16 protein-coding genes are annotated in these 19,557 nt (G+C 54.2%); 8 read left to right on the top strand and 8 right to left on the bottom strand.

What is annotated here, in order from left to right; all coding sequences use genetic code 11:
* Together HA50_RS19410 and HA50_RS19405 are read right to left on the bottom strand one after the other, a co-directional pair.
* Complete coding sequence (locus HA50_RS19410) at positions 1-948, bottom strand: ABC transporter permease (protein WP_084877555.1); 948 nt, start codon at positions 946-948, stop codon at positions 1-3.
* Positions 948-2,537, bottom strand: coding sequence for an ABC transporter substrate-binding protein (locus tag HA50_RS19405; RefSeq protein WP_084877553.1), 1,590 nt, complete (start codon positions 2,535-2,537; stop codon positions 948-950). The genes HA50_RS19410 and HA50_RS19405 overlap by 1 nt, the downstream gene beginning before the upstream one ends.
* Positions 2,538-2,733: 196 nt before the next feature.
* Between HA50_RS19405 and HA50_RS19400 the strand changes: the two genes are divergently transcribed.
* Positions 2,734-3,015: a CBU_0592 family membrane protein gene (locus HA50_RS19400; protein WP_084877550.1), complete on the top strand. Its 282-nt coding sequence runs from the start codon at positions 2,734-2,736 to the stop codon at positions 3,013-3,015.
* Between the two features lie 147 nt (positions 3,016-3,162).
* Here the strand turns inward: HA50_RS19400 and HA50_RS19395 are convergent, their stop codons facing one another.
* The 3 genes from HA50_RS19395 to HA50_RS19385 form a co-directional block, all read right to left on the bottom strand.
* Positions 3,163-4,062, bottom strand: a complete 900-nt coding sequence (locus tag HA50_RS19395; RefSeq protein WP_084877547.1) for a LysR substrate-binding domain-containing protein — start codon at positions 4,060-4,062, stop codon at positions 3,163-3,165.
* A 24-nt stretch (positions 4,063-4,086) separates the two neighbouring features.
* Positions 4,087-4,929, bottom strand: a complete 843-nt coding sequence (locus HA50_RS19390) for a MurR/RpiR family transcriptional regulator (RefSeq protein ID WP_084877544.1) — start codon at positions 4,927-4,929, stop codon at positions 4,087-4,089.
* Between the two features lie 369 nt (positions 4,930-5,298).
* Complete coding sequence (locus HA50_RS19385; RefSeq protein ID WP_084877542.1) at positions 5,299-7,212, bottom strand: bifunctional 5-dehydro-2-deoxygluconokinase/5-dehydro-2-deoxyphosphogluconate aldolase; 1,914 nt, start codon at positions 7,210-7,212, stop codon at positions 5,299-5,301.
* Between the two features lie 545 nt (positions 7,213-7,757).
* Between HA50_RS19385 and iolD the strand changes: the two genes are divergently transcribed.
* The 3 genes from iolD to iolE are packed head-to-tail and all read left to right on the top strand — an operon-like array spanning position 7,758 to position 11,674.
* Positions 7,758-9,692, top strand: a complete 1,935-nt coding sequence (gene iolD, locus HA50_RS19380) for a 3D-(3,5/4)-trihydroxycyclohexane-1,2-dione acylhydrolase (decyclizing) (protein WP_084877539.1) — start codon at positions 7,758-7,760, stop codon at positions 9,690-9,692.
* 59 nt (positions 9,693-9,751) lie between these two features.
* Positions 9,752-10,765: a bifunctional inositol 2-dehydrogenase/D-chiro-inositol 1-dehydrogenase gene (iolG, locus tag HA50_RS19375; protein WP_084877536.1), complete on the top strand. Its 1,014-nt coding sequence runs from the start codon at positions 9,752-9,754 to the stop codon at positions 10,763-10,765.
* 12 nt (positions 10,766-10,777) lie between these two features.
* Positions 10,778-11,674, top strand: a complete 897-nt coding sequence (gene iolE, locus HA50_RS19370) for a myo-inosose-2 dehydratase (RefSeq protein WP_084877534.1) — start codon at positions 10,778-10,780, stop codon at positions 11,672-11,674.
* Between the two features lie 97 nt (positions 11,675-11,771).
* Here the strand turns inward: iolE and HA50_RS19365 are convergent, their stop codons facing one another.
* From HA50_RS19365 to glpD, 3 genes are all read right to left on the bottom strand, one after another.
* Positions 11,772-12,215, bottom strand: coding sequence for a DUF943 family protein (locus HA50_RS19365; protein ID WP_084877531.1), 444 nt, complete (start codon positions 12,213-12,215; stop codon positions 11,772-11,774).
* Complete coding sequence (locus HA50_RS19360) at positions 12,212-13,057, bottom strand: DUF3289 family protein (RefSeq protein WP_084877528.1); 846 nt, start codon at positions 13,055-13,057, stop codon at positions 12,212-12,214. The genes HA50_RS19365 and HA50_RS19360 overlap by 4 nt, the downstream gene beginning before the upstream one ends.
* Before the next feature lie 202 nt (positions 13,058-13,259).
* The gene (glpD, locus tag HA50_RS19355) at positions 13,260-14,768 is read right to left on the bottom strand and encodes a glycerol-3-phosphate dehydrogenase (protein ID WP_084877526.1); all 1,509 of its coding nucleotides are present in this window, start codon (positions 14,766-14,768) and stop codon (positions 13,260-13,262) included.
* Positions 14,769-14,996: 228 nt separating this feature from the next.
* On the opposite strand from glpD, the gene glpE reads away from it, so the two are divergent.
* The 4 genes from glpE to malP all read left to right on the top strand — a co-directional run bounded on the left by glpE (position 14,997) and on the right by malP (position 19,548).
* Entirely contained in the window at positions 14,997-15,323 is a 327-nt protein-coding gene (gene glpE / locus HA50_RS19350) for a thiosulfate sulfurtransferase GlpE (RefSeq protein ID WP_084878617.1), read from the top strand.
* Between the two features lie 31 nt (positions 15,324-15,354).
* Positions 15,355-16,182, top strand: a complete 828-nt coding sequence (gene glpG, locus HA50_RS19345; RefSeq protein ID WP_084878615.1) for a rhomboid family intramembrane serine protease GlpG — start codon at positions 15,355-15,357, stop codon at positions 16,180-16,182.
* Between the two features lie 51 nt (positions 16,183-16,233).
* A complete protein-coding gene (locus HA50_RS19340; protein ID WP_084877524.1) occupies positions 16,234-16,992 on the top strand; it encodes a DeoR/GlpR family transcriptional regulator in 759 nt (252 codons plus the stop codon).
* A 150-nt stretch (positions 16,993-17,142) separates the two neighbouring features.
* Complete coding sequence (gene malP / locus HA50_RS19335; protein WP_084877523.1) at positions 17,143-19,548, top strand: maltodextrin phosphorylase; 2,406 nt, start codon at positions 17,143-17,145, stop codon at positions 19,546-19,548.
* Positions 19,549-19,557 lie beyond the last annotated feature (9 nt).

Genomic DNA, 19,557 nt, shown 5'->3' with positions numbered 1-19,557 from the left:
TTACCTCGCATGGCGCAGACGTGGGTTACACCAGATCGCCAGCAAATCGGCGGCGGTGTTGAGCAGGATATAGGTGCCGCCAAACAGCAGCCCGCAAGCCTGCACCACAGGCAGATCGCGCTTGGTCACGGCGTCCACCATCAGTTGCCCAATGCCGGGATAGACAAACACCACTTCCACCAGAATCACCCCGACCACCAGATAGGCGAGGTTGAAGGCGATAACGTTGATAATCGGTGCCAGTGCATTCGGTAACGCGTGGCCCAGCACAATGCGCCAGCGCGACATGCCTTTCAGCAGCGCGGTTTCGATATAGCTGCTAGACATCACCGCACCGACGGAGGCGCGCGTCATACGCAGCATATGCGCCAGCACCACCAGCACCAGCGTCAGCATCGGCAGGGTGCAGGCGTACAGCCGTGCGAGGACACCGGCATCCGGATCGACCAGCGCCAGGCTGGGGAACCACGCCAGACGAATGGCGAAGAAAATCACCAGCACGTAACCCACGAAAAATTCCGGCACTGAAATGCTCAGCAGAGTCAGCGAGTTGGCCAGGCGATCGAACCACGAACCACGCCATACCGCCGAGGCGATGCCGAGCAGCACCGCCAGCGGGATAGCAATGATGGCGGCATAACCGGCGAGGAACAGCGTATTCGCCAGGCGCGGCAGCAGCTCCGCGCTGATCGGCTGGTTGTTAGCCAGCGAGTTGCCGAGGTCGCCGTGCAGCACGCCGCCCAGCCAGTGCAGGTAACGCCAGATGGCAGGCTGGTCCAGGCCGAGCTGCGTGCGCAGCGCGGCGATGGTTTCCGGCGTACCGTTCTGCCCGAGAATCGCGCTGGCGACATCACCGGGCAGCAGTTCGGTGCCGACAAATATCAGCAGCGAAACCAGCCATAGCGTGAGCAGGCCCAGCAGCAGGCGATGTAAAATCTGCTTTTTCATTACGACTCCAGCCAAACGCGTTCTGCCAGGCGCCCACCCATAAAGTTGAACATCGGATGCGGTTTCACGCCGCCCACTTTTTTGCTGGCCGCATCGAGGTAGTCACCAAACAGCGGGATCATCGCGCCACCGTCATCGCTGGCGATTTGCTGCAATTCGCCATAGATTTCGGCGCGTTTTTGCTCATCCAGCAGCGAACGGGCCTGAATCAGCAGGCTGTCGAATTTCTCATTCTTCCAGTGGGTATCGTTCCATTTGGCGGTGGATTGCCACGCGGTGGAGAACATCTGGTCTGCGGTCGGGCGTCCACCCCAGTAACCCATGCTGAACGGCGCTTTCATCCATACGTCATCCCAGTAGCTGTCGGCAGGCTGACGTTTGATGCTGACCTGAATTCCGGCCTGAGCGGCCTGGCCCTGGAACAGCGCAGCGGCATCGAGCGCCCCGGCAAAGGCCGCATCGGAGGAGGAGAGTTCCACTGGCAGGCTGCTGAGTCCGGCCTTCTTCAGATAAAATTTGGCTTTATCGGCATCGTAAGCACGCTGTGGCAGTGCCTTGTTGAAGAAGCGATCGGTTTTCGGGATCGGATGGTCATTGCCGAGGGTGCCGTAGCCACGCAGCACAGTTGCCAGCAGTTTTTCACGATCGATACCGTATTTGATCGCCATGCGCACATCGTTGTTATTGAACGGAGCAACACGACAATCCATCAGGAAGGTGAAGTGCTGGCCGCCAGACGAACGCACGATATTCAGCGCCGGGCTGCGTTTCAGGAAATCAACGGTTTTGAAGTCCACGCGGTTGATGGCATGCACCTGGCCGGAAATCAGCGCGTTGGTACGCGCGGTGGCGTCGTTAATCACCAACACTTCGACGGCGTCAACGAAGGCGCGATCCGGTTTCCAGTAGTTCGGGTTGCGTTTGAAGTAAGAACGCACGCCAGGCTGATACTGGTCGAACACGAAGCCGCCGGTGCCAATCGGGTGTTTCCAGTCGGTAAAGCCGTCCGGCACCACCACCAGATGATAATCCGCCAGCAGGTAAGGCAGGTCAGCGTTGCCGCTGTCGAGTTTTAGCGTGATTTCGTTATCGCCGCTTTTCTTCAGCTCGGTGATGCTTGCCAGCTGAGTTTTGATGGCGCTGCGTGACTGGTCGCCACGGTGCAGGTTGATGGAGTAGATAATATCTTCCGCCGTCATGGCCTTACCGTTATGGAAGGTGACGCCCTGACGGACTTTGAAGGTCCACTCCTGCGCGCCCGGCAGTGCGCTCCAGCTTTCCAGCAGCTCCGGGGTGGCTTTGTTGTTCTCATCGATTTCGATCAGGCCGTTCATCAGCATGTAAGCCTGGTTGAGCGGCACCCAGTCGCTATACAGCGTCGGGTCGAGCGAATCACTGGTGTTACCACCGGACATGCCAAGCTTCAGCACGCCGCCTTTTTTGGGCGTCGCTTCGGCGGCGAAACCGGAGAACGGGGAGAGCGATAATGCCGTGCCTGCACCAATCAGCGCGGCAGTATTGATAAATGAACGGCGGCTCAAATTTGCGCCCTGAAGATATTTGTTAAAGTTTTCCTGCTCGTCTTTCATTTATTTTTCTCCGTTGTTATTCACCCTGTTTTACTTATCTCATCCTGGGCCTTAGCGCAGTTATTTCTGATTTATATCAAAACCAATAAAACCTGATGTATGAGATTTTGGTATCAGACTATGCGAAAAACGCGCAGCAGAACACCCACAAAAAAGATAATTTCCCGATCACTGAGCAACACCAGGGAAAAGGCATGTGGAACTGCATACGATAGTTGGGCTAATTGGCGTTTTTTGTTATTTACTGGCATACGCACTGGTTCAGTTGCGTAAATTGGTCATTGATTCAGATATTTATGCCTGTCTTAACATCGCGGGAGGCGTTTGCGGACTCTATTCATTGAGCCATGATTTTAATTTGGCGATGGTGATTTCCCAATCGATGTGGTTAATTTTTACGCTGGTTGGTATGCATTCTTCACATCGCCGACGCGGTGCAATTAAAAATAAACTTCCGCCTTTAGATCCCCAACAATAAACAAGGGAATTAATATCGCGGCTTTGCGTTTTTAGTTGCACCTTTAAATATAAGAAAAAGTTATGGTGAAGAGTCGAAGAGATAATTTGCCGTGCGAAGGGCGTCACAGAAATCATATTCTGTGGCGCTTTTTTATCGTGATGAAATTTATGTCTGATGTTGCTGCTGTAGCCAGCTGATTACATGGCGCACAATCGGCTTGATATAGCGATCCTGCGGGGTGAGCAGAAAACATTTGCCGTTGGCGGCCAGTTTCCCGCCGTGAGCGGCCACCAGTTCGCCGCGATTGAGGTGATCCTGCACCAGACCTTCCCAGCCGAGCAGTATCCCGTCACCACGTAATGCGGACTGCACCAGAAACGGGTAGTTATTCGCCCGCCAGGTCTGACGTGGCACAAAATTCAGCACGTTCTGCGAGGCAAACCAGTCGCTCCAGCCGGTCCATTCCCGCTGCGGGTCATCCTGAATCAGCAACATCTGGTGCAGCAGCGATTCGGCGGAGGCCTCAGGCTCAAGGCGTGTCAGAAACGCCGGGGAGCACATCGGATAACAGATTTCGTCAAACAGCGGACTGGCGTGAAAGCCCGGTGGCGGTTCGCGCAGATAGAAAATCGCCAGATCGAACTCCGACGAGCGCATATCGGCGAAGCTGTCGGAGATCTTCATGCGAATTTGCAGATTGGGGAGTTCGCGATGCAATTCCGAGAGGCGCGGAGCCAGCCACAATGAACCCATGGCGCTGGTGCAGGCGATAGTCACCTGCGGCAGACCGTTCCAGCCCATCACTTCTGCTGTGGCGTGTGATAACGCGGAGAGCTGCTGGCGTACCTGCACCGCGTACGCCTCACCACGTGGGGTGAGCAATACCCGGCGCTGGGTGCGGGTAAAAAGTTTGCAGCCCAGCATCTCCTCCAGCTGCAAAATCTGGCGGCTGGTGGCGCTTTGCGTCAGGTTGAGTTCTTCCGCCGCGCGCGAAATGTTGCCATAACGCGCGACACACTCGAAGGCGATCAGCGTGTTGAGCGGCGGTAAAGGTTCGATCTGCATCAATCAAGCCTCGGTGCTTGAGGGTCAGGCTTTCTCGACGTTATTCAGCGCCAGTGAAACCGCCAGGGTTTGCGCCAGGCACAGAGACGCCACCTGCGAACGGAAGCCATCCACTTGCGCTTCACGCACCACAAAGCAGACATCGCTGAAGGCGGCCAGCGGGCTGACCTGGCTGTCGGTGATGGCGATCTGATGTGCACCCCGTTTGGCACCGAGTTCCACCAGTTCTACCGCTTCACGTGCATAAGGTGAGTAGCTGATGGCAATCACCACATCTTTGGGATTTACCATGCTCAGCTGCTCGGTGAACATCCCGCCGAGGCCGTCAATCAGGAAGGCGCGACGTTCCAGATGGCGCAGTGCGTACACCAGATACGACGCCACGCTGAAGGAGCGGCGCAGGCCAATGATGTAGATATTTTCTGCTTCATTCAGCAGCTTCACCGCTTTGTTGAGCTGCTCGGGGTTAACCTGCATTGCCAGCTGTTGCAACGCCTGGCTGTTGACCATGGTGAAGACATTCAGTATTTCGACCGGGCTTTCCGGTGAACTGGCGCTGTCGTCGGTCGCGGTCTGACGGAACAGACGTGCGCGTTCGGTGTAGTTCACCGTTTCTTCCATCAGGTGCTGACGGAAAACCTGTTTCATTTCGTTGAAGCCGCTAAACCCGAAGGCGTTGGCAAAACGGATCAGCGTGGAAGGGGGAACGTCGGCCTGCTGGGCAATCGAGGCGACGGTATCAAAGGCAATGCTGTTGCTGTTATCAAGAATATAGCGCGCCACCTGTTTCAGGCGTTTGCTCAGCGTTTCATAACGACGACGGATGTCGTCCTGTAACAAGGTCAATTGGGTGGGGTTATTGGTCATTACTTCGGCCCGCTAATAAGAATTATGGCTGGATAATGAGCGCTATAGTACCAGATGGATGGAAAATTTCATTTGTTTGACAGCATCGTGAAGGTTATTTCATCGGTTTATGAAACGCCTCACAAAATGCAGGGTGGTTAATGGCATGATTTGTAGCGGCGCAATTTATTGCGTGGGATTTGCCAGCACCGTGCACAGCATTGCGCGATAAATCGCGCCGCTACGGCTGGTGCGGGATATTTGCACCGTGCCCCAGGATTGCACCGGGTTGTAGCGGCGCAATTTATTGCGCAGGGTTTGCCAGTACCGCGCACAGCATTGCGCGATAAATCGCGCCGCTACGTTCGTGCATTATGTGGGTATTGATACTCAGCTTCTTGCTGCGCGCCAGTACTCAATCAGGCGCAGGTAATTGCCTTTCACCGTCTCGATCAGCGCCTGATCATCCAGCTCGCCCTGTAACCACTGGCGTGATGGCTGGCCGAAAATGGTGCGGCCCACTGCAAACCCTTTGACCCACGGAGCCTGGGCGGCGGCGGCGAAACCGGCTTTCAGTTTCTCTTCCGGCGCGTCGAGGCCGAGCAGCAGAATGCCGCGGCAGTGGGGATCCTGTTGTTCGATCAGGCGGCTTACCGCCTGCCAGGTCTCGGCGGATAATGGCGGCAGTTTCCACCAGTCCGGCTGGATGCCGAGACTGTAGAAATGGCTCAGCATATCGACGTAGTAAGATTCTTTCTTATCTGGATTGCTCTCCGGCAGAATCACTTCCAGCAACAGCTCATGCCCGCTCTTATTACAACCATTCCACACATCCAGAATCAGGTCATCCTGCTCTTTACGCATTTCGGCGCTGTCGTGCGGATGGTAGAACACCAGGCATTTCACCACATGTTCCTGCGGCCAGCTGACCAGCTGGGAGCCGATATTGCCGTGTTCGAGGCGTAACGGACGTGAGCTGGGCAACTCAATCGGGCGACCAATCCACCAGCCTCTGCCGGTGATGGCGTTCAGGGCTTTCTGGCCGTAGGTGGTGTCTGCCAGGATGCCGCTTTTGCTATCCAGACCCGCCTGTTGTGCCGCTTCTTCAGCTGCCTGCAACAGCAGCAATTTCAGCTGTGGGATGCGGCTTTCATCGACACCCGCTTCGCGCGCCATATCGGCAAGTTGTTTGCGATGGTCAAAAGCGAACACGTTCAGCTCCGGCCACTGTTGGGTACGCGTGGTAACGCGATGCAGATGGTTGAGACGGGAATCCAGGTCGGGCCGTTTCACCGCGTTATCACGGCTGAGGAAGTCATCCAGCTCCTCTTTGGTTGGCATCGCCGGGGCGCAGCCGTGGCGTGACACCACCAGCGCACCGCAGGCGTTGGCGTAGCGACAGGCCTGCTCCCAGCTTTCATCATTCAGCCAGCCACGCAACAGGCCAGACATAAAGGCATCGCCAGCGCCGAGCACGTTCAGCACTTCAACGCGCACGCCGCTATGCAGTTTGGTTTGCTCCCAGCTATCCGGGATATCCCCTTCAAACACCACGCAACCCAGCGGGCCACGTTTACACACCAGGGTCGCCTGGCTGGCCTGACGCACATTTTTCAGCGCGGTCAGGGTATCGGTGCTGCCACCGGCGATATGAAACTCTTCTTCTGTTCCAACAATCAGATCGAAATAATGCACCACTTCCTGCAGCTGTTTCGTCACCTGACTCGACTCAATGAAACGCGTTTCACCGTCGCCGAGTGAGGTCAGACCCCACAGCACCGGGCGGTAATCGATATCCAGCGCGGTGCGCAGGCCGTTACGTTTGGCGATATCCAGCGCTTTCAGCACCGCCGCACGGGTATGCGGGTGTGACAGATGCGTCCCGGTTACCGCCACAGCGCGCGAAGACGTAATGAAATCTTCATGGATATCTTCCGGCACCAGGCCCATATCGGCGCAGTTGTCGCGGTAAAAAATCAGCGGGAAGGTTTCTTCATCTTTAATACCGAGGATCACCAGCGCGGTAAGACGATCTTTGTCCGTAATCAGCCCATCGGTGTTGCAGCCCACGTGCTGCAAGGTTTCACGCAGAAAGCGGCCATTATGCTCGTCCCCGACGCGTGCCAGCATGGCAGATTTCAGGCCCTGGATGGCCGTGCCATACGCCACGTTACCGGAAGATCCACCAAGATATTTGGCGAAGGTGCTCATATCTTCCAGTCGTGATCCAATTTGCTGACCGTAGAGGTCGACGGCGATGCGTCCGATACAAATCACATCAAGCCGCTTCTGTTGTGTACTCATACCTATGGTTTCCTTCTGTGATAAGCAGACACTGCGGGCTGCGTGGCCCGGTATCGGGCACTGTGCTTCCGGGTTCTCAGGGTGCCTGATTGACTATGGTCGCAGTATGGGGAATAAAAATTCCAAATACAATATGAAATGAAATATCTGTCACGATTTTGTGAACCAGGTAAAACTCTTGTCAGTGTGCTAAACAGCGGATAGCAGAGCGATGAGTTTCACGGATGCTCTGGCTTGTGAGCCAGCTCGCAGGAAATCACTGTGAAATAAAGGAAGCTACTGAAGTGAAATGAAATTTCGTTATCCCCCCAGGATAGTTCAAAGCTGTTCCACTTTGCCCGGTTTGTGGCCTGTCCCTGCGTCCGTTTCATCGCTGAATTTGATCTCCATCGCAAAATGAAATGTTTCTTCTGTAATCATATTTTATGGAAAAATATTTGTTTATAATCGCCTCACGTTTCACTTATCCGCGGTCGCCATTTCCGGTGCGTTGACGTTAACCGCGTTACCTGGTCCACAGGTACCAGCATGTAAAGGAAGATCATATGGGCACAATCAGATTAACCACGGCACAGGCGCTGGTGAAATTTCTCAATAACCAGTATCTGAACGTGGATGGCGTTGAAACCAGGTTCGTGAAAGGCATTTTCGCTATTTTTGGTCACGGCAATGTGCTGGGGCTGGGACAGGCTCTGGAACAGGACAGCGGCGATCTGGTGGTACATCAGGGCCGTAATGAGCAGGGCATGGCGCATGCCGCTATCGGTTTTGCTAAGCAGTCACTGCGCCGTCAAATCATTGCCTGTACCTCGTCAGTCGGACCGGGCGCAGCCAATATGATCACCGCCGCTGCCACCGCAACGGCGAACCGTATCCCTTTACTGCTGCTGCCCGGCGATGTGTTCGCGACGCGCCAGCCGGACCCGGTGCTGCAACAGATCGAGCAGAGCCACGATCTCAGCATCAGCACCAACGATGCCTTCCGTGCCGTCAGCAAATACTGGGATCGCGTCAGCCGTCCGGAACAGCTGATGACCGCCTGTATCAACGCCATGCGTGTCCTGACCGATCCGGCAGAAACCGGTGCCGTTACTATCGCGCTGCCGCAGGATGTGCAGGGCGAAGCCTGGGATTTCCCGGAATATTTCTTCCAGAAACGCGTGCATCGTCTTGATCGTCGCCTGCCAACCGCCGCTCAGCTTGAAGAAGCCCTGGCGCTGATTGCGCGTAAGCACAAGCCGCTGATCGTCTGTGGGGGGGGCGTGAAGTATTCCGGTGCCGGTGAGGCACTGCGCCAGTTTGCTGAGCGTTTCAATATTCCGTTTGCGGAAACCCAGGCCGGTAAAGGCACCATCATCTCTGATCACCCGCTGAACGTCGGTGGCGTGGGGGAAACCGGTTGTCTGGCGGCTAACCTGCTGGCGAAAGAGGCCGATCTGGTGATTGGGATCGGTACCCGTTACACCGACTTTACCACCGCTTCGAAATGGATTTTCCAGAACCCGGACGTTAGCTACCTCAATATTAACGTCAGCAATTTCGACAGCTACAAGCTGGATGCGGTGCAGTTGCTGGCTGATGCCCGTGAAGGCCTGACTGCGCTGGAACATGGCTTACAGGGTTTTGAAAACCACTGGGGTGGCCAAATCGACCAGGCGCAGAGCAAGCTGCTGAAAGAAACCCAGCGCGTTTATGCCGCGGTCTACAACACTGACGATTTCATCCCGGAAATCGCCGACCATATTGACCGTGAAGCGCTGTTTGCTGAATTCCAGCGCCTGACGCAGTCGGTACTGACGCAGAGCAGCGTGCTGGGCACCTTAAACGAGCAACTCCCAAAGGATGCGGTGATTGTGGCTGCCGCGGGCAGTCTGCCGGGCGACCTGCAACGCGTGTGGCGCACCAAAGATTACAACTCGTACCACGTTGAATACGGTTACTCCTGCATGGGGTACGAGGTGAATGCGGCGCTGGGCGTGAAGCTGGCGCAGCCGCAGCGCGAAGTCTACGCGATGGTGGGGGATGGCTCTTTTATGATGCTGCATTCCGAGCTGGTCACCTCGATTCAGGAAGGGGCGAAAATCAACGTTATCCTGCTGGATAACATGACCAACGGCTGCATCAACAACCTGCAAATGGAACACGGTATGGACAGTTTCACCACCGAGTTCCGCTTCCGCAACCCGGAAGGTGGCAAGCTGGATGGGGGTTTTGTACCGGTGGATTTTGCCGCGATTGCGGGTGGCTACGGCTGTAAAACCTATCGCGTCACCACGCTGGAGCAACTCAAGGATGCGTTGATCGACGCGCAGAAGCAGACGGTTTCGACCCTTATCGACATTAAAGTGCTGCCAAAAACCATGGTGCACAAATATTTCAGCTGGTGGCATGTGGGTGTGGCGCAAGCCTCCACTTCCGAACGCACGCAAAAAGTGGCTGACAACCTTAACGCGCATATCGAACAGGCGCGTAAGTACTAATCTTCTGGCCGGTATTCTCCGGCCTTGTTTTACCCTTATCCGACTCTACAGGTGTAATTATGACGCTCAAACTCGGTGTTATCGGTACCGGTGCAATTGGTCAGGAACATATCCGTCGTTGCAACAACGTGCTGCAGGGCGCGAAGGTGGTGGCGGTTTCAGATATCAACGTTGAAGGTGCGCGTGCCGCGCTGCAACGTCTGAATATTGAGGCTGAGGTGTATCAGGATGGCCATCAGGTCATCAACTCACCGAATGTTGATGCGGTGCTCGTCACCTCGTGGGACCCGACGCATGAAGAGTTCACCCTAGCGGCGATCGCCGCGGGTAAGCCGGTATTCTGCGAAAAACCACTGGCGCTGAGCGCTGACGGCTGTCGTCGCATTGTTGATGCGGAAGTGAAACACGGCAAGCGTCTGGTACAGGTTGGCTTTATGCGCCCGTACGATTCAGGCTATCGCGCGCTGAAAAAGGTGATCACTGACGGAGAAATCGGTGAGCCGTTGATGCTGCACTGCGCCCATCGCAACCAGAGCGTGGGCGAGAATTACACCACCGACATGGCCATCACCAATACCCTGATTCACGAGCTGGATGTGCTGCGCTGGCTGACCGAAGACGATTACAAAAGCGTGCAGGTGGTGTTCCCGCGCGTGACCTCGAAATCGCACGCGAAACTGAAAGACCCGCAAATCGTCCTGTTCGAAACGCAGAAAGGGATCCGCATTGACGTGGAGATCTTTGTTAACTGCGCTTATGGCTACGACATCCAATGCGAAGTGGTGGGAGAAGAGGGCATCGCGAAGCTGCCGGAACCTTCTGCGATTCAGATGCGCAAAAATGCCCGCCTTGGCAACGCCATTCTGACTGACTGGAAAGATCGCTTTATCGATGCGTATGACGTGGAACTGCAGGCGTTTATCAACGACGTCAAAGCAGGCCAGCTGACCGGTCCTTCAGCATGGGATGGCTTTGCTGCCTCGGTGGCGGCGGATGCCTGCCTGAAGGCGCAGAACAGTGGTGCCATTGAGCCGGTTGAGATGCCGCCGCGCCCGACTTTCTATAACAAATAATCAGGGCTTCCCATGAACAAAGACAATGTAAAACTGGCGATTGCGCCGATCGGCTGGACCAACGATGACATGCCAGAGCTCGGCAGCGAGAACACCTTTCAGCAGACTGTCAGTGAAATGGCGCTGGCAGGTTTTACCGGCAGCGAAGTGGGCAGCAAATATCCACGCGACCCGGCGGTGCTGAAGCCGATGCTGGAGATTCGCGGCATGCAAATCTGCAACGCCTGGTTTAGTACCTTCTTCGCCAACGGCGACAAAGCGAAAACCATCGACGAATTTACCAACCACATGAATTTCCTGCATGCCATGGGTGCGCGCGTGATTGGTTGTTCTGAGCAGAGCAAAAGTATTCAGGGCACCACCCTGCCAGTGCTGGAACAGAAACCCATTTTCAGCGATGAAGAGTGGCGTCTGACGGCGGAAGGCTACAACGAGCTGGCGGAGATCGCTGCGCAGAAAGGGATGCGCGTCTGTCTGCATCATCATATGGGCACGGCGATCCAGACACCGGCCGAGATCGACCGCTTTATGGCATCGACCAATGAGAACGTGGGTCTGCTGTATGACACCGGCCATATTTACTATTCCGAGGGTTCGCAGCAGGCGATGCTGGATGTGCTGACCCAGTACCTGCCGCGTATTTTCCACGTGCATCTGAAAGATGTCCGCGACAGCGTGGTGGCGGAAGTCCGTAAAAATTCACTGTCCTTCCTCGACGGCGTGAAAAAAGGCACCTTCACCGTTCCGGGTGATGGCGTGATTGATTTCAAACCGGTGTTCAAAATCCTCGATGATTTTGGCTATAAAGGCTGGATGGTGGTTGAAGCAGAGCAGGACCCGGCGCTGGCGAACCCCTTTGAATATGCGGTGAAAGCGCGGAAATATATTCGCGACAATACCGGATTGTAAGATCATCAAATACGCGCGATGAATCGCGCCGCTACAGACCCGCACCAGACCGTAGCGGCGCGATTTATCGCGCGGGTTTAAGGATATGTACGCTTGTCTATTTTTCTTTATATATCTTACCGTTCGCATCCTGAATGTAGGTGTCATCATTGAAGATAAATTGTGTGCCTCCTTCGCGTTTGCGCATAACCGTCATCAGAATATCCTTATCTAAACAGTTTTTGGGTGGCTTCATATCTTCAAAGCAAAGTCTATCTTTCTTATCTTCTTCAACATAACCGCCTCCGAAGTCATAAATCACGTAATTCATGGTTTTTTGTTCGTTCCCTGGGGTAATGTGATTTTTCTCCACAATGCTATCTTTGTTTTTAATCCACCATTCAATTTTTGACTTTTGAAAATAGGGTAAGTGGTTGACAATGACGGCAGCGGTAAAATCATCCTGATGGACATCAATTACCTGAGTATCGTCCTGTTTGAGGAAAATATTCGAGAGTATGAAGATAAAAATGATGGCCAAAACAGGAATGATAAGTTTCATACTAAGCTTCCCTTAATATCGATTATGGCTTCCATGTTAGTCAGGAACGGTCGAAAACCAAATTTTTGGTAGCGTTGCAGGATAAACCATATTCTAAATAGATGAAATTGTCGAAATTTTTGTTTTCTTATATCGTTCACATCAATTCCAAAATGATCTTGCCCGGTGTACTTCACACGAGCATGCCAGCTTCTCCCTTCGATCACGAGTTCCAGAATGTCAATTTTTGTCGCGTGGACATCATGGACCGTTATTCCCAGTCCGTTGATGTTGTCCATTATTAATGAATCGAACTTTGGTAATATCTTAGTGTTGATTAATGATTTGAATTCACCTAAACGATGTTGAGGAAATCCTCTTTTTTCATAATCAATATTTTCATTAATCACCTGGATAATCGTTTTTCTGGTACTGTTTGCTGAATTGTCATTGAGGATGCGATCCTGATAGGCGATATCAAGCAGCATATGCCTGAAGGGTGCGCCACTGGATTGCATAAAATGGTCCAGCATCTTATTAATCAACGTTCGTTGTGGGCCAACGAAGGCAAACGGCAACGAGGTTACCTGCATCTCTTCAAATAATAGTCTGGCACATTCCTGTGGGCTAAGTTTCGGACCGGGCCGGTGGCCATAAACTCCGGAAAAACGCGACTGAGGATTATTAAAGGTGCTAAGTCGCGTCATACTATAAGGATCAACCCTGTTCGAGATTTGTATGAGATTGAATTCGTTCTTTAAACGTTGCTCCGTCATATCACCATAGCGCATATCATCTGCGCCATAATCATTAAAGATATTACGGGTAGCGTAAATATTCAGTGGAAAAGTTGCCATAGCCATTCGCGTTACTCCTTGTAACTGGCGATCCATTCTTGCAACGAAAGAGGATGTGTTCTGCGTGATCAATTTAAACAGCAATGGCTGGATAAAATTGATCTGGTGAAATGATTTTACTGAGAAACTATTTCTGGAAAAGGTAATTATTCAAGAAATAAAGCCCCGCTCACAGAGCAGGGCTGAGGCTAACAACAAAGAGTTACTGTCAGGACGCCAGCGACAACGTCGGTTTTTGGCGGTGGGTCGCCAGCCACTCACGAATACGCGCCTGTTCGGCATCGTTCAGCCACATGCCTTGTTTGGTGCGACGCCAGATAGCATCGTCCAGTTCATACACCCATTCGTGTTTCACCAGGTAACGCAATTCAGCTTCATAGAATTCATGGCCGAAGTTCTCACCGAGATCGGCGGGGCTCTGCGCGCCTTCCAGCAGCACTTCAGTGTTGCTGCCATAGGTGCGGGCGAAATGACGGGCCATACCTTCACTGATAAACGGATAACGGCGACGCAGGTTGGCCGCGTAATCCTCGCGTGAACCGGCAATATTGCCACCCGGCAGTACGGCGTTTTTGGTCCAGGCGGGACCGGCATTCGGGTAATATTTCGCCAGTTTTTCCAGCGCGTGTTCCGCCAGCTTACGGTAAGTCGTCAGCTTGCCGCCAAATACTGACAGCAGCGGTGCCTGGCCATTATCGTCATGCACATCCAGCGTGTAATCACGGGTAATTGCCTGCGGTGAATCGGACTCGTCATCACACAGCGGGCGCACGCCGGAATAGGTCCAGACGATATCTTCGCTGGTCAGCTGTTTTTTGAAGTGTGCGTTGTACACCTTCAGCAGATAGCTGATTTCGTTATCATCGATTTTCACCTCTTTCGGATCGCCTTTATATTCGACGTCAGTGGTGCCGATGATGGAGAACTCATCCATCCACGGAATAACAAATACGATGCGGTGATCTTCGTTCTGCAGAATATAGGCCTGCTTTTCACGATGTACGCGCGGCACCACGATATGGCTGCCTTTGATCAGACGGATGCCATACGGGGATTTCAGCTTCAGGCCATCGTCGAAGAACTGTTTGACCCACGGACCGGCCGCATTCACCAGACCTTTGGCACGCCAGGTGTAGGTTTTACCGGTATCAATATCCTCGGCTTCGACCATCCACAGGCCGCCTTCACGCCAGGCGCGGGTCACGCGGGTGCGGGTGCGGACTTCGCCACCCTGTTTCACCACTTCCTGGGCATTGAGGACCACCATGCGCGCATCGTCCACCCAGCAGTCGGAATATTCGAATCCGCGCTTGATTTCAGACTTAAGTGCCGAATCCGCACCAAAACGCAGGCCTTTACTGCTCGGCAGACTGGTGCGTTTACCGAGATGGTCATACATAAACAGGCCCATGCGGATCATCCACGCCGGGCGCAAATGCGGGCGGTGCGGCAGACGGAAGCGCATCGGGAAGGCAATGTGCGGTGCCATTTTCAGCAGCACTTCACGTTCCGCCAGGGCTTCGCCAACCAGGCGAAATTCGTAGTGTTCAAGGTAGCGCAGGCCACCGTGGATCAGTTTGGAACTGGCAGAGGAGGTTGCACAGGCCAAATCCCGCGCCTCCAGCATCAGCACCGACAGTCCGCGTCCTGCAGCATCCACTGCAATGCCGGCACCGTTGATGCCGCCGCCGATAACGATCAGGTCTTTGGTTTCCACGTCATCTCCTCCGATGTTCGGAATAGTTCTTAAATGTTCGTTTTCGAGCATAATAATAATCGGAAACCAACATCGATGCCAGCGGTTAACCTAATAAAAACATCTTTGCGTGATACAGCTAACATTCCGGCAGGAAAAAAAATACAAAGCCACACTCTTTATCAGGTTATGGCGCTGACAACTCAGGGTAAACTAGGCGTCAATTGTGACGATGTGATGAGAGACACCATGGAAAATTTCGAATGTATTAACGTCCTGCAAGCTCAGGAGCATCTGGCACAAGGTGCCCAACTGGTGGACATCCGCGACCTGCAAAGCTTCTCTCTGGGCCATGCTGCCGGTGCGCAGCATCTGTCGAATGACAACCTTGCTGACTTCATCAGTCAGGCGAAACTCGACCAGCCCGTTCTGGTGATGTGCTACCACGGTAATAGCAGTAAAGGTGCCGCACAGTTCCTGTTAGGACAGGGATTTAGTGCGGCTTACAGTATTGACGGGGGATTTGACGCCTGGCGTGCGGCGTTTCCGGCTCAGGTAGCCACTGGCTCAATGTGAGCGAACATAAAAGGAAGGAGAGCACCGCATGATGCGCATTACCCAGTTCAATAATCCGCGCATGGCCCAGGCGTTTGTTGATTATATGGCGTCGCGCGGCGTCAGGCTGACGATTGAGCGCGAAAGCCATTTCGTCATTCTGCTGGAGGATGAAAGCAAACTGGATATGGTCGAAAACGAGCTCGCACAGTTCGTTCGTGATCCCAACCACCCCCGTTATCAGGCCGCCAGCTGGCACACCGGCAGTACCGAGAGCGGCTTGCGCTATGAGCGCAGCAATATCTGGGCGAACATTCGCGAACGCGCGGGTCCGCTCACCATGACCATGATGATTGCCTGCGTGGCGGTGTTTATCCTGATGCAGATTGTCGGTGATGAAACCGTGCTCGGCTGGCTGGGCTGGCCCGACGGCCCGGAGCAATATTTCCAGGTATGGCGCTGGTTTAGCCATGCGCTGCTGCATTTTTCCCTGCTGCATATTTTGTTCAACCTGATGTGGTGGTGGTACCTCGGCGGGGCGGTAGAAAAGCGTCTGGGCAGCGGCAAGTTATTTGTGATTATGCTCATTTCCGCACTTCTCACCGGTTGGATGCAGGCTAAATTCAGTGGCGCACTGTTTGGTGGCCTGTCGGGTGTGGTGTACGCGCTGATGGGATATTGCTGGCTGCGCGGCGAGCGCGATCCTGAAAGTGGGATTTATCTTGAGCGCGGTTTGATGGGTTTCGCTATTGTATGGTTGATTATTGGCTGGTACGGCGCATTTGGTTTGTCGATTGCCAATGCGGCACACGTCACTGGTCTGCTGGTTGGGCTGGCGATGGCGTTTGTCGATACGCGTTCGAGCGCGCTGCGCCGTTAGCACCAAAAAAAGAAGAAGATCGCGGCATGCAGCCGTGAACAGGAGAGAGATGTGAAGCAGACGCAACGTCATGACGCCATTATCGATCTGGTCCGGCGTCAGGGATATGTCAGCACGGAAGAGCTGGTGGATCATTTTGAGGTCAGCCCGCAAACCATCCGGCGCGATCTGAACGATCTGGCCGATCAGAACAAAATTCAGCGTCATCACGGCGGCGCAGCGCTGCCATCCAGTTCAGAAAACACCGCCTGGCAGGACCGCAAAATGATGTGGTCGGCGGAAAAAGCGCGCATTGCGGCGCGTGTCGCCAGCCAGATCCCCGATGGCGCAACCTTGTTTATCGATATCGGGACCACGCCAGAAGCGGTAGCCCACGCGTTGCTGAACCATAGCAATCTGCGCGTCGTCACCAATAACCTCAACGTGGCGATGTTGCTGATGGCGAAGCCTGATTTCCGCGTCATCATCGCCGGTGGTGAAGTCCGCACTCGCGATGGCGGTATCATGGGGGAAGCCACCCTCGACTTTATCTCCCAGTTCCGTCTCGATTACGGCATTCTTGGTATCAGCGGTATTGATATGGATGGCTCGCTGCTGGAGTTCGATTACCACGAAGTGCGTACCAAACGCGCCATCATTGAAAACTCACGCTGCGTGATGCTGGTGGTGGACCACTCGAAATTTGGCCGCAACGCCATGGTCAATCTGGGCAGCATGAGCCTGATCGACTATCTGTACACTGACCTCGTACCGCCTGCCAGCGTGATGAAAGTGATTGAGCAGCACGAAGTCCAGCTCGAACTCTGCTAAATCCTCCAGCCAGGCGGGCTTTTTTTCTCTCCCGCCTTGTTTTTCTGTCGCTTTTTTCTCCTGCCCCGTCTTTACTTATCCATTCAGGCCTTCCATGGCCCTGCACTCCCCAATTTCGCTTAACCGTTACCGGATTCGGAAGGGATTGATATGTCGCAACAAAAATTCAATAAAGCGCGCTTTGACGCCGCTCTCACTCGCCAGTGGCAATACCTTGGTCTTTCTTCAGCACAACAAATGACGCCGCATCAGTGGTGGCAGGCGCTGAGCGCTGCGCTGGCGGAGTTGCTGGCAACGCAGCCCCCACTGACGCCACGCAAAGGCCAGCGCCACGTTAATTATTTATCGATGGAGTTTTTGATTGGGCGTCTGACGGGCAACAACCTGATGAACCTCGGTTGGTACGACGACGTTCAGGCTGCGCTGGCATCGCATCAGGTTTCCCTGAGCGAGTTGCTGGAAGAAGAGATCGATCCGGCGCTCGGTAATGGCGGGCTGGGGCGCTTAGCCGCTTGTTATATGGATTCGATGGCCACTGTCGGCCAGGCGGCGATGGGACATGGCCTGAATTATCAATACGGTTTGTTTCGCCAGTCGTTTGATGACGGCCAGCAAAAAGAAGCGCCGGATGACTGGCAGCGTGATCGCTACCCGTGGTTCCGGCATAACGCGGCACACGATGTGCAGGTGGGGATGGGCGGTAAAGTCGTCAAAACCGAGGGCGGGGGTTTTTACTGGCAACCCGATTTCTGGCTGAAAGGCGAGGCCTGGGATTTACCGGTGGTGGGTTATCGTAATGGCGTCACCCTGCCGCTGCGCCTGTGGAAAGCCACCAGCGACCATCCGTTTGATCTCGGCCTGTTTAACGATGGCAAATTTCTTCAGTCCGAGCAGCCGGGTATCGAGGCGGCCAAACTCACCAAGGTGCTGTATCCCAACGACAATCATCAGGAAGGGAAGCGCCTGCGTCTGATGCAGCAATATTTCCAGTGCGCCTGCGCGGTGGGGGATATTTTGCGGCGTCATCATCTGGCCGGGCGTTCCGTGCATGAGCTGCCAGATTATGAAGTCATTCAGCTGAATGACACCCATCCGACCATCGCCATTCCTGAGATGCTACGCCTGTTGCTGGATGAGCATCAGCTGAGCTGGGATGATGCCTGGCACATCACCAGTCGCGTTTTTGCCTATACCAACCATACGCTGATGCCGGAAGCGCTGGAGCGCTGGGACGAACGCCTGGTGCGCAGCTTGCTGCCGCGGCATATGTTAATTATCCGCGAGATTAATCGCCGTCTTAAGAAGCTGGTGCAGCGACAGTGGCCGGATGATGAGGCGGTGTGGCACAAGCTGGCCGTGGTGGCGGATGGCCAGGTACGCATGGCGAACCTGTGTGTGGTCAGCGGTTTTGCCGTCAATGGTGTGGCGGCGCTGCATTCCGAGCTGGTGGTGAATGATCTGTTCCCGGAATATCATCAGCTGTGGCCGAAGAAGTTCCATAACGTCACCAACGGCATCACGCCGCGTCGCTGGTTGCAGCAATGTAATCCGCGTCTTTCGGCGCTGCTCGACGAAACCTTGCAGGTTGAATGGGCCAACAATCTCGATGCGCTAAAAGCGCTGGAACCCTTTGCCACGAAAAAAGCCTTTCGCCAGAAGTACCGCAAAATCAAGCAGGCTAACAAACAACAGCTGACGGAATATATCCATCAGGTGACCGGCATTCAGGTCAATCCCGAGGCGCTGTTTGATGTGCAGATCAAGCGTCTGCATGAATACAAGCGCCAGCACCTCAGCCTGCTGCATATTCTCCATTGTTATCGCCAGCTGCGTGACGATCCGCACAACCCGGACTTTGTGCCGCGCGTGTTCCTGTTTGGGGCCAAAGCGGCACCGGGTTATTACCTGGCGAAGAACATCATCTATGCCATCAATAAAGTGGCTCAAGTGGTCAACAACGACCCGAAAGTGGGGGATAAGCTGAAGGTGGTGTTTATCCCGGACTACCGTATTACCGCCGCTGAGCTGATGATCCCGGCGGCGGATCTCTCCGAGCAAATCTCTACCGCCGGATATGAAGCCTCCGGCACCGGCAACATGAAGCTGGCGCTGAATGGGGCGCTCACCATCGGTACGCTGGACGGGGCTAACGTGGAGATTGCGGCGGAAGTCGGCGCGGAAAATATCTTTATCTTTGGTCACACCGTGGATGAAGTGAAAGCGCTGAAAGCGGAAGGGTATCACCCGAAAAAGCTGCGCAAGGCCAATAAACATCTCGATGGTCTGCTGAAAGAGCTGGAGAAAGGCAAGTTCAGCGACGGCGATAAACATGCGTTTGATCTGCTGCTCGATAGCCTGACGAAAAATGGCGACCCCTGGCTGGTGCTGGCTGATTTTGATGCTTATATCGCGGCACAGCAGCAGGTGGAAGCGCTGTGGAAAGATCAGGAAGCCTGGACCAAAGCGGCCATCCTGAATACGGCGCGCACCGGGATGTTCAGTTCTGACCGTTCGATTCGTGATTACCAGAAACGCATCTGGCAGGCGAAACGGTAAACCCGGAGA

The organism is Pantoea cypripedii (assembly GCF_002095535.1).
In the GTDB taxonomy this organism is placed as follows: Bacteria; Pseudomonadota; Gammaproteobacteria; order Enterobacterales; family Enterobacteriaceae; genus Pantoea; species Pantoea cypripedii.
The sequence above is the reverse complement of the archived record's forward strand: the minus strand, read 5'-3'. Positions and strand labels throughout refer to the sequence as shown.

What these genes read in the sequence shown, in the direction of transcription:
- malP (WP_084877523.1), top strand. Translation starts at nt 17,143, where the DNA reads ATGTCGCAACAAAAATTCAATAAAGCGCGCTTTGACGCCGCTCTCACT.
- HA50_RS19395 (WP_084877547.1), bottom strand. Translation starts at nt 4,062, where the DNA reads ATGCAGATCGAACCTTTACCGCCGCTCAACACGCTGATCGCCTTCGAG.
- iolD (WP_084877539.1), top strand. Translation starts at nt 7,758, where the DNA reads ATGGGCACAATCAGATTAACCACGGCACAGGCGCTGGTGAAATTTCTC.
- HA50_RS19390 (WP_084877544.1), bottom strand. Translation starts at nt 4,929, where the DNA reads ATGACCAATAACCCCACCCAATTGACCTTGTTACAGGACGACATCCGT.
- HA50_RS19385 (WP_084877542.1), bottom strand. Translation starts at nt 7,212, where the DNA reads ATGAGTACACAACAGAAGCGGCTTGATGTGATTTGTATCGGACGCATC.
- HA50_RS19360 (WP_084877528.1), bottom strand. Translation starts at nt 13,057, where the DNA reads ATGGCTATGGCAACTTTTCCACTGAATATTTACGCTACCCGTAATATC.
- glpG (WP_084878615.1), top strand. Translation starts at nt 15,355, where the DNA reads ATGCGCATTACCCAGTTCAATAATCCGCGCATGGCCCAGGCGTTTGTT.
- iolE (WP_084877534.1), top strand. Translation starts at nt 10,778, where the DNA reads ATGAACAAAGACAATGTAAAACTGGCGATTGCGCCGATCGGCTGGACC.
- glpE (WP_084878617.1), top strand. Translation starts at nt 14,997, where the DNA reads ATGGAAAATTTCGAATGTATTAACGTCCTGCAAGCTCAGGAGCATCTG.
- iolG (WP_084877536.1), top strand. Translation starts at nt 9,752, where the DNA reads ATGACGCTCAAACTCGGTGTTATCGGTACCGGTGCAATTGGTCAGGAA.
- HA50_RS19410 (WP_084877555.1), bottom strand. Translation starts at nt 948, where the DNA reads ATGAAAAAGCAGATTTTACATCGCCTGCTGCTGGGCCTGCTCACGCTA.
- HA50_RS19405 (WP_084877553.1), bottom strand. Translation starts at nt 2,537, where the DNA reads ATGAAAGACGAGCAGGAAAACTTTAACAAATATCTTCAGGGCGCAAAT.
- HA50_RS19365 (WP_084877531.1), bottom strand. Translation starts at nt 12,215, where the DNA reads ATGAAACTTATCATTCCTGTTTTGGCCATCATTTTTATCTTCATACTC.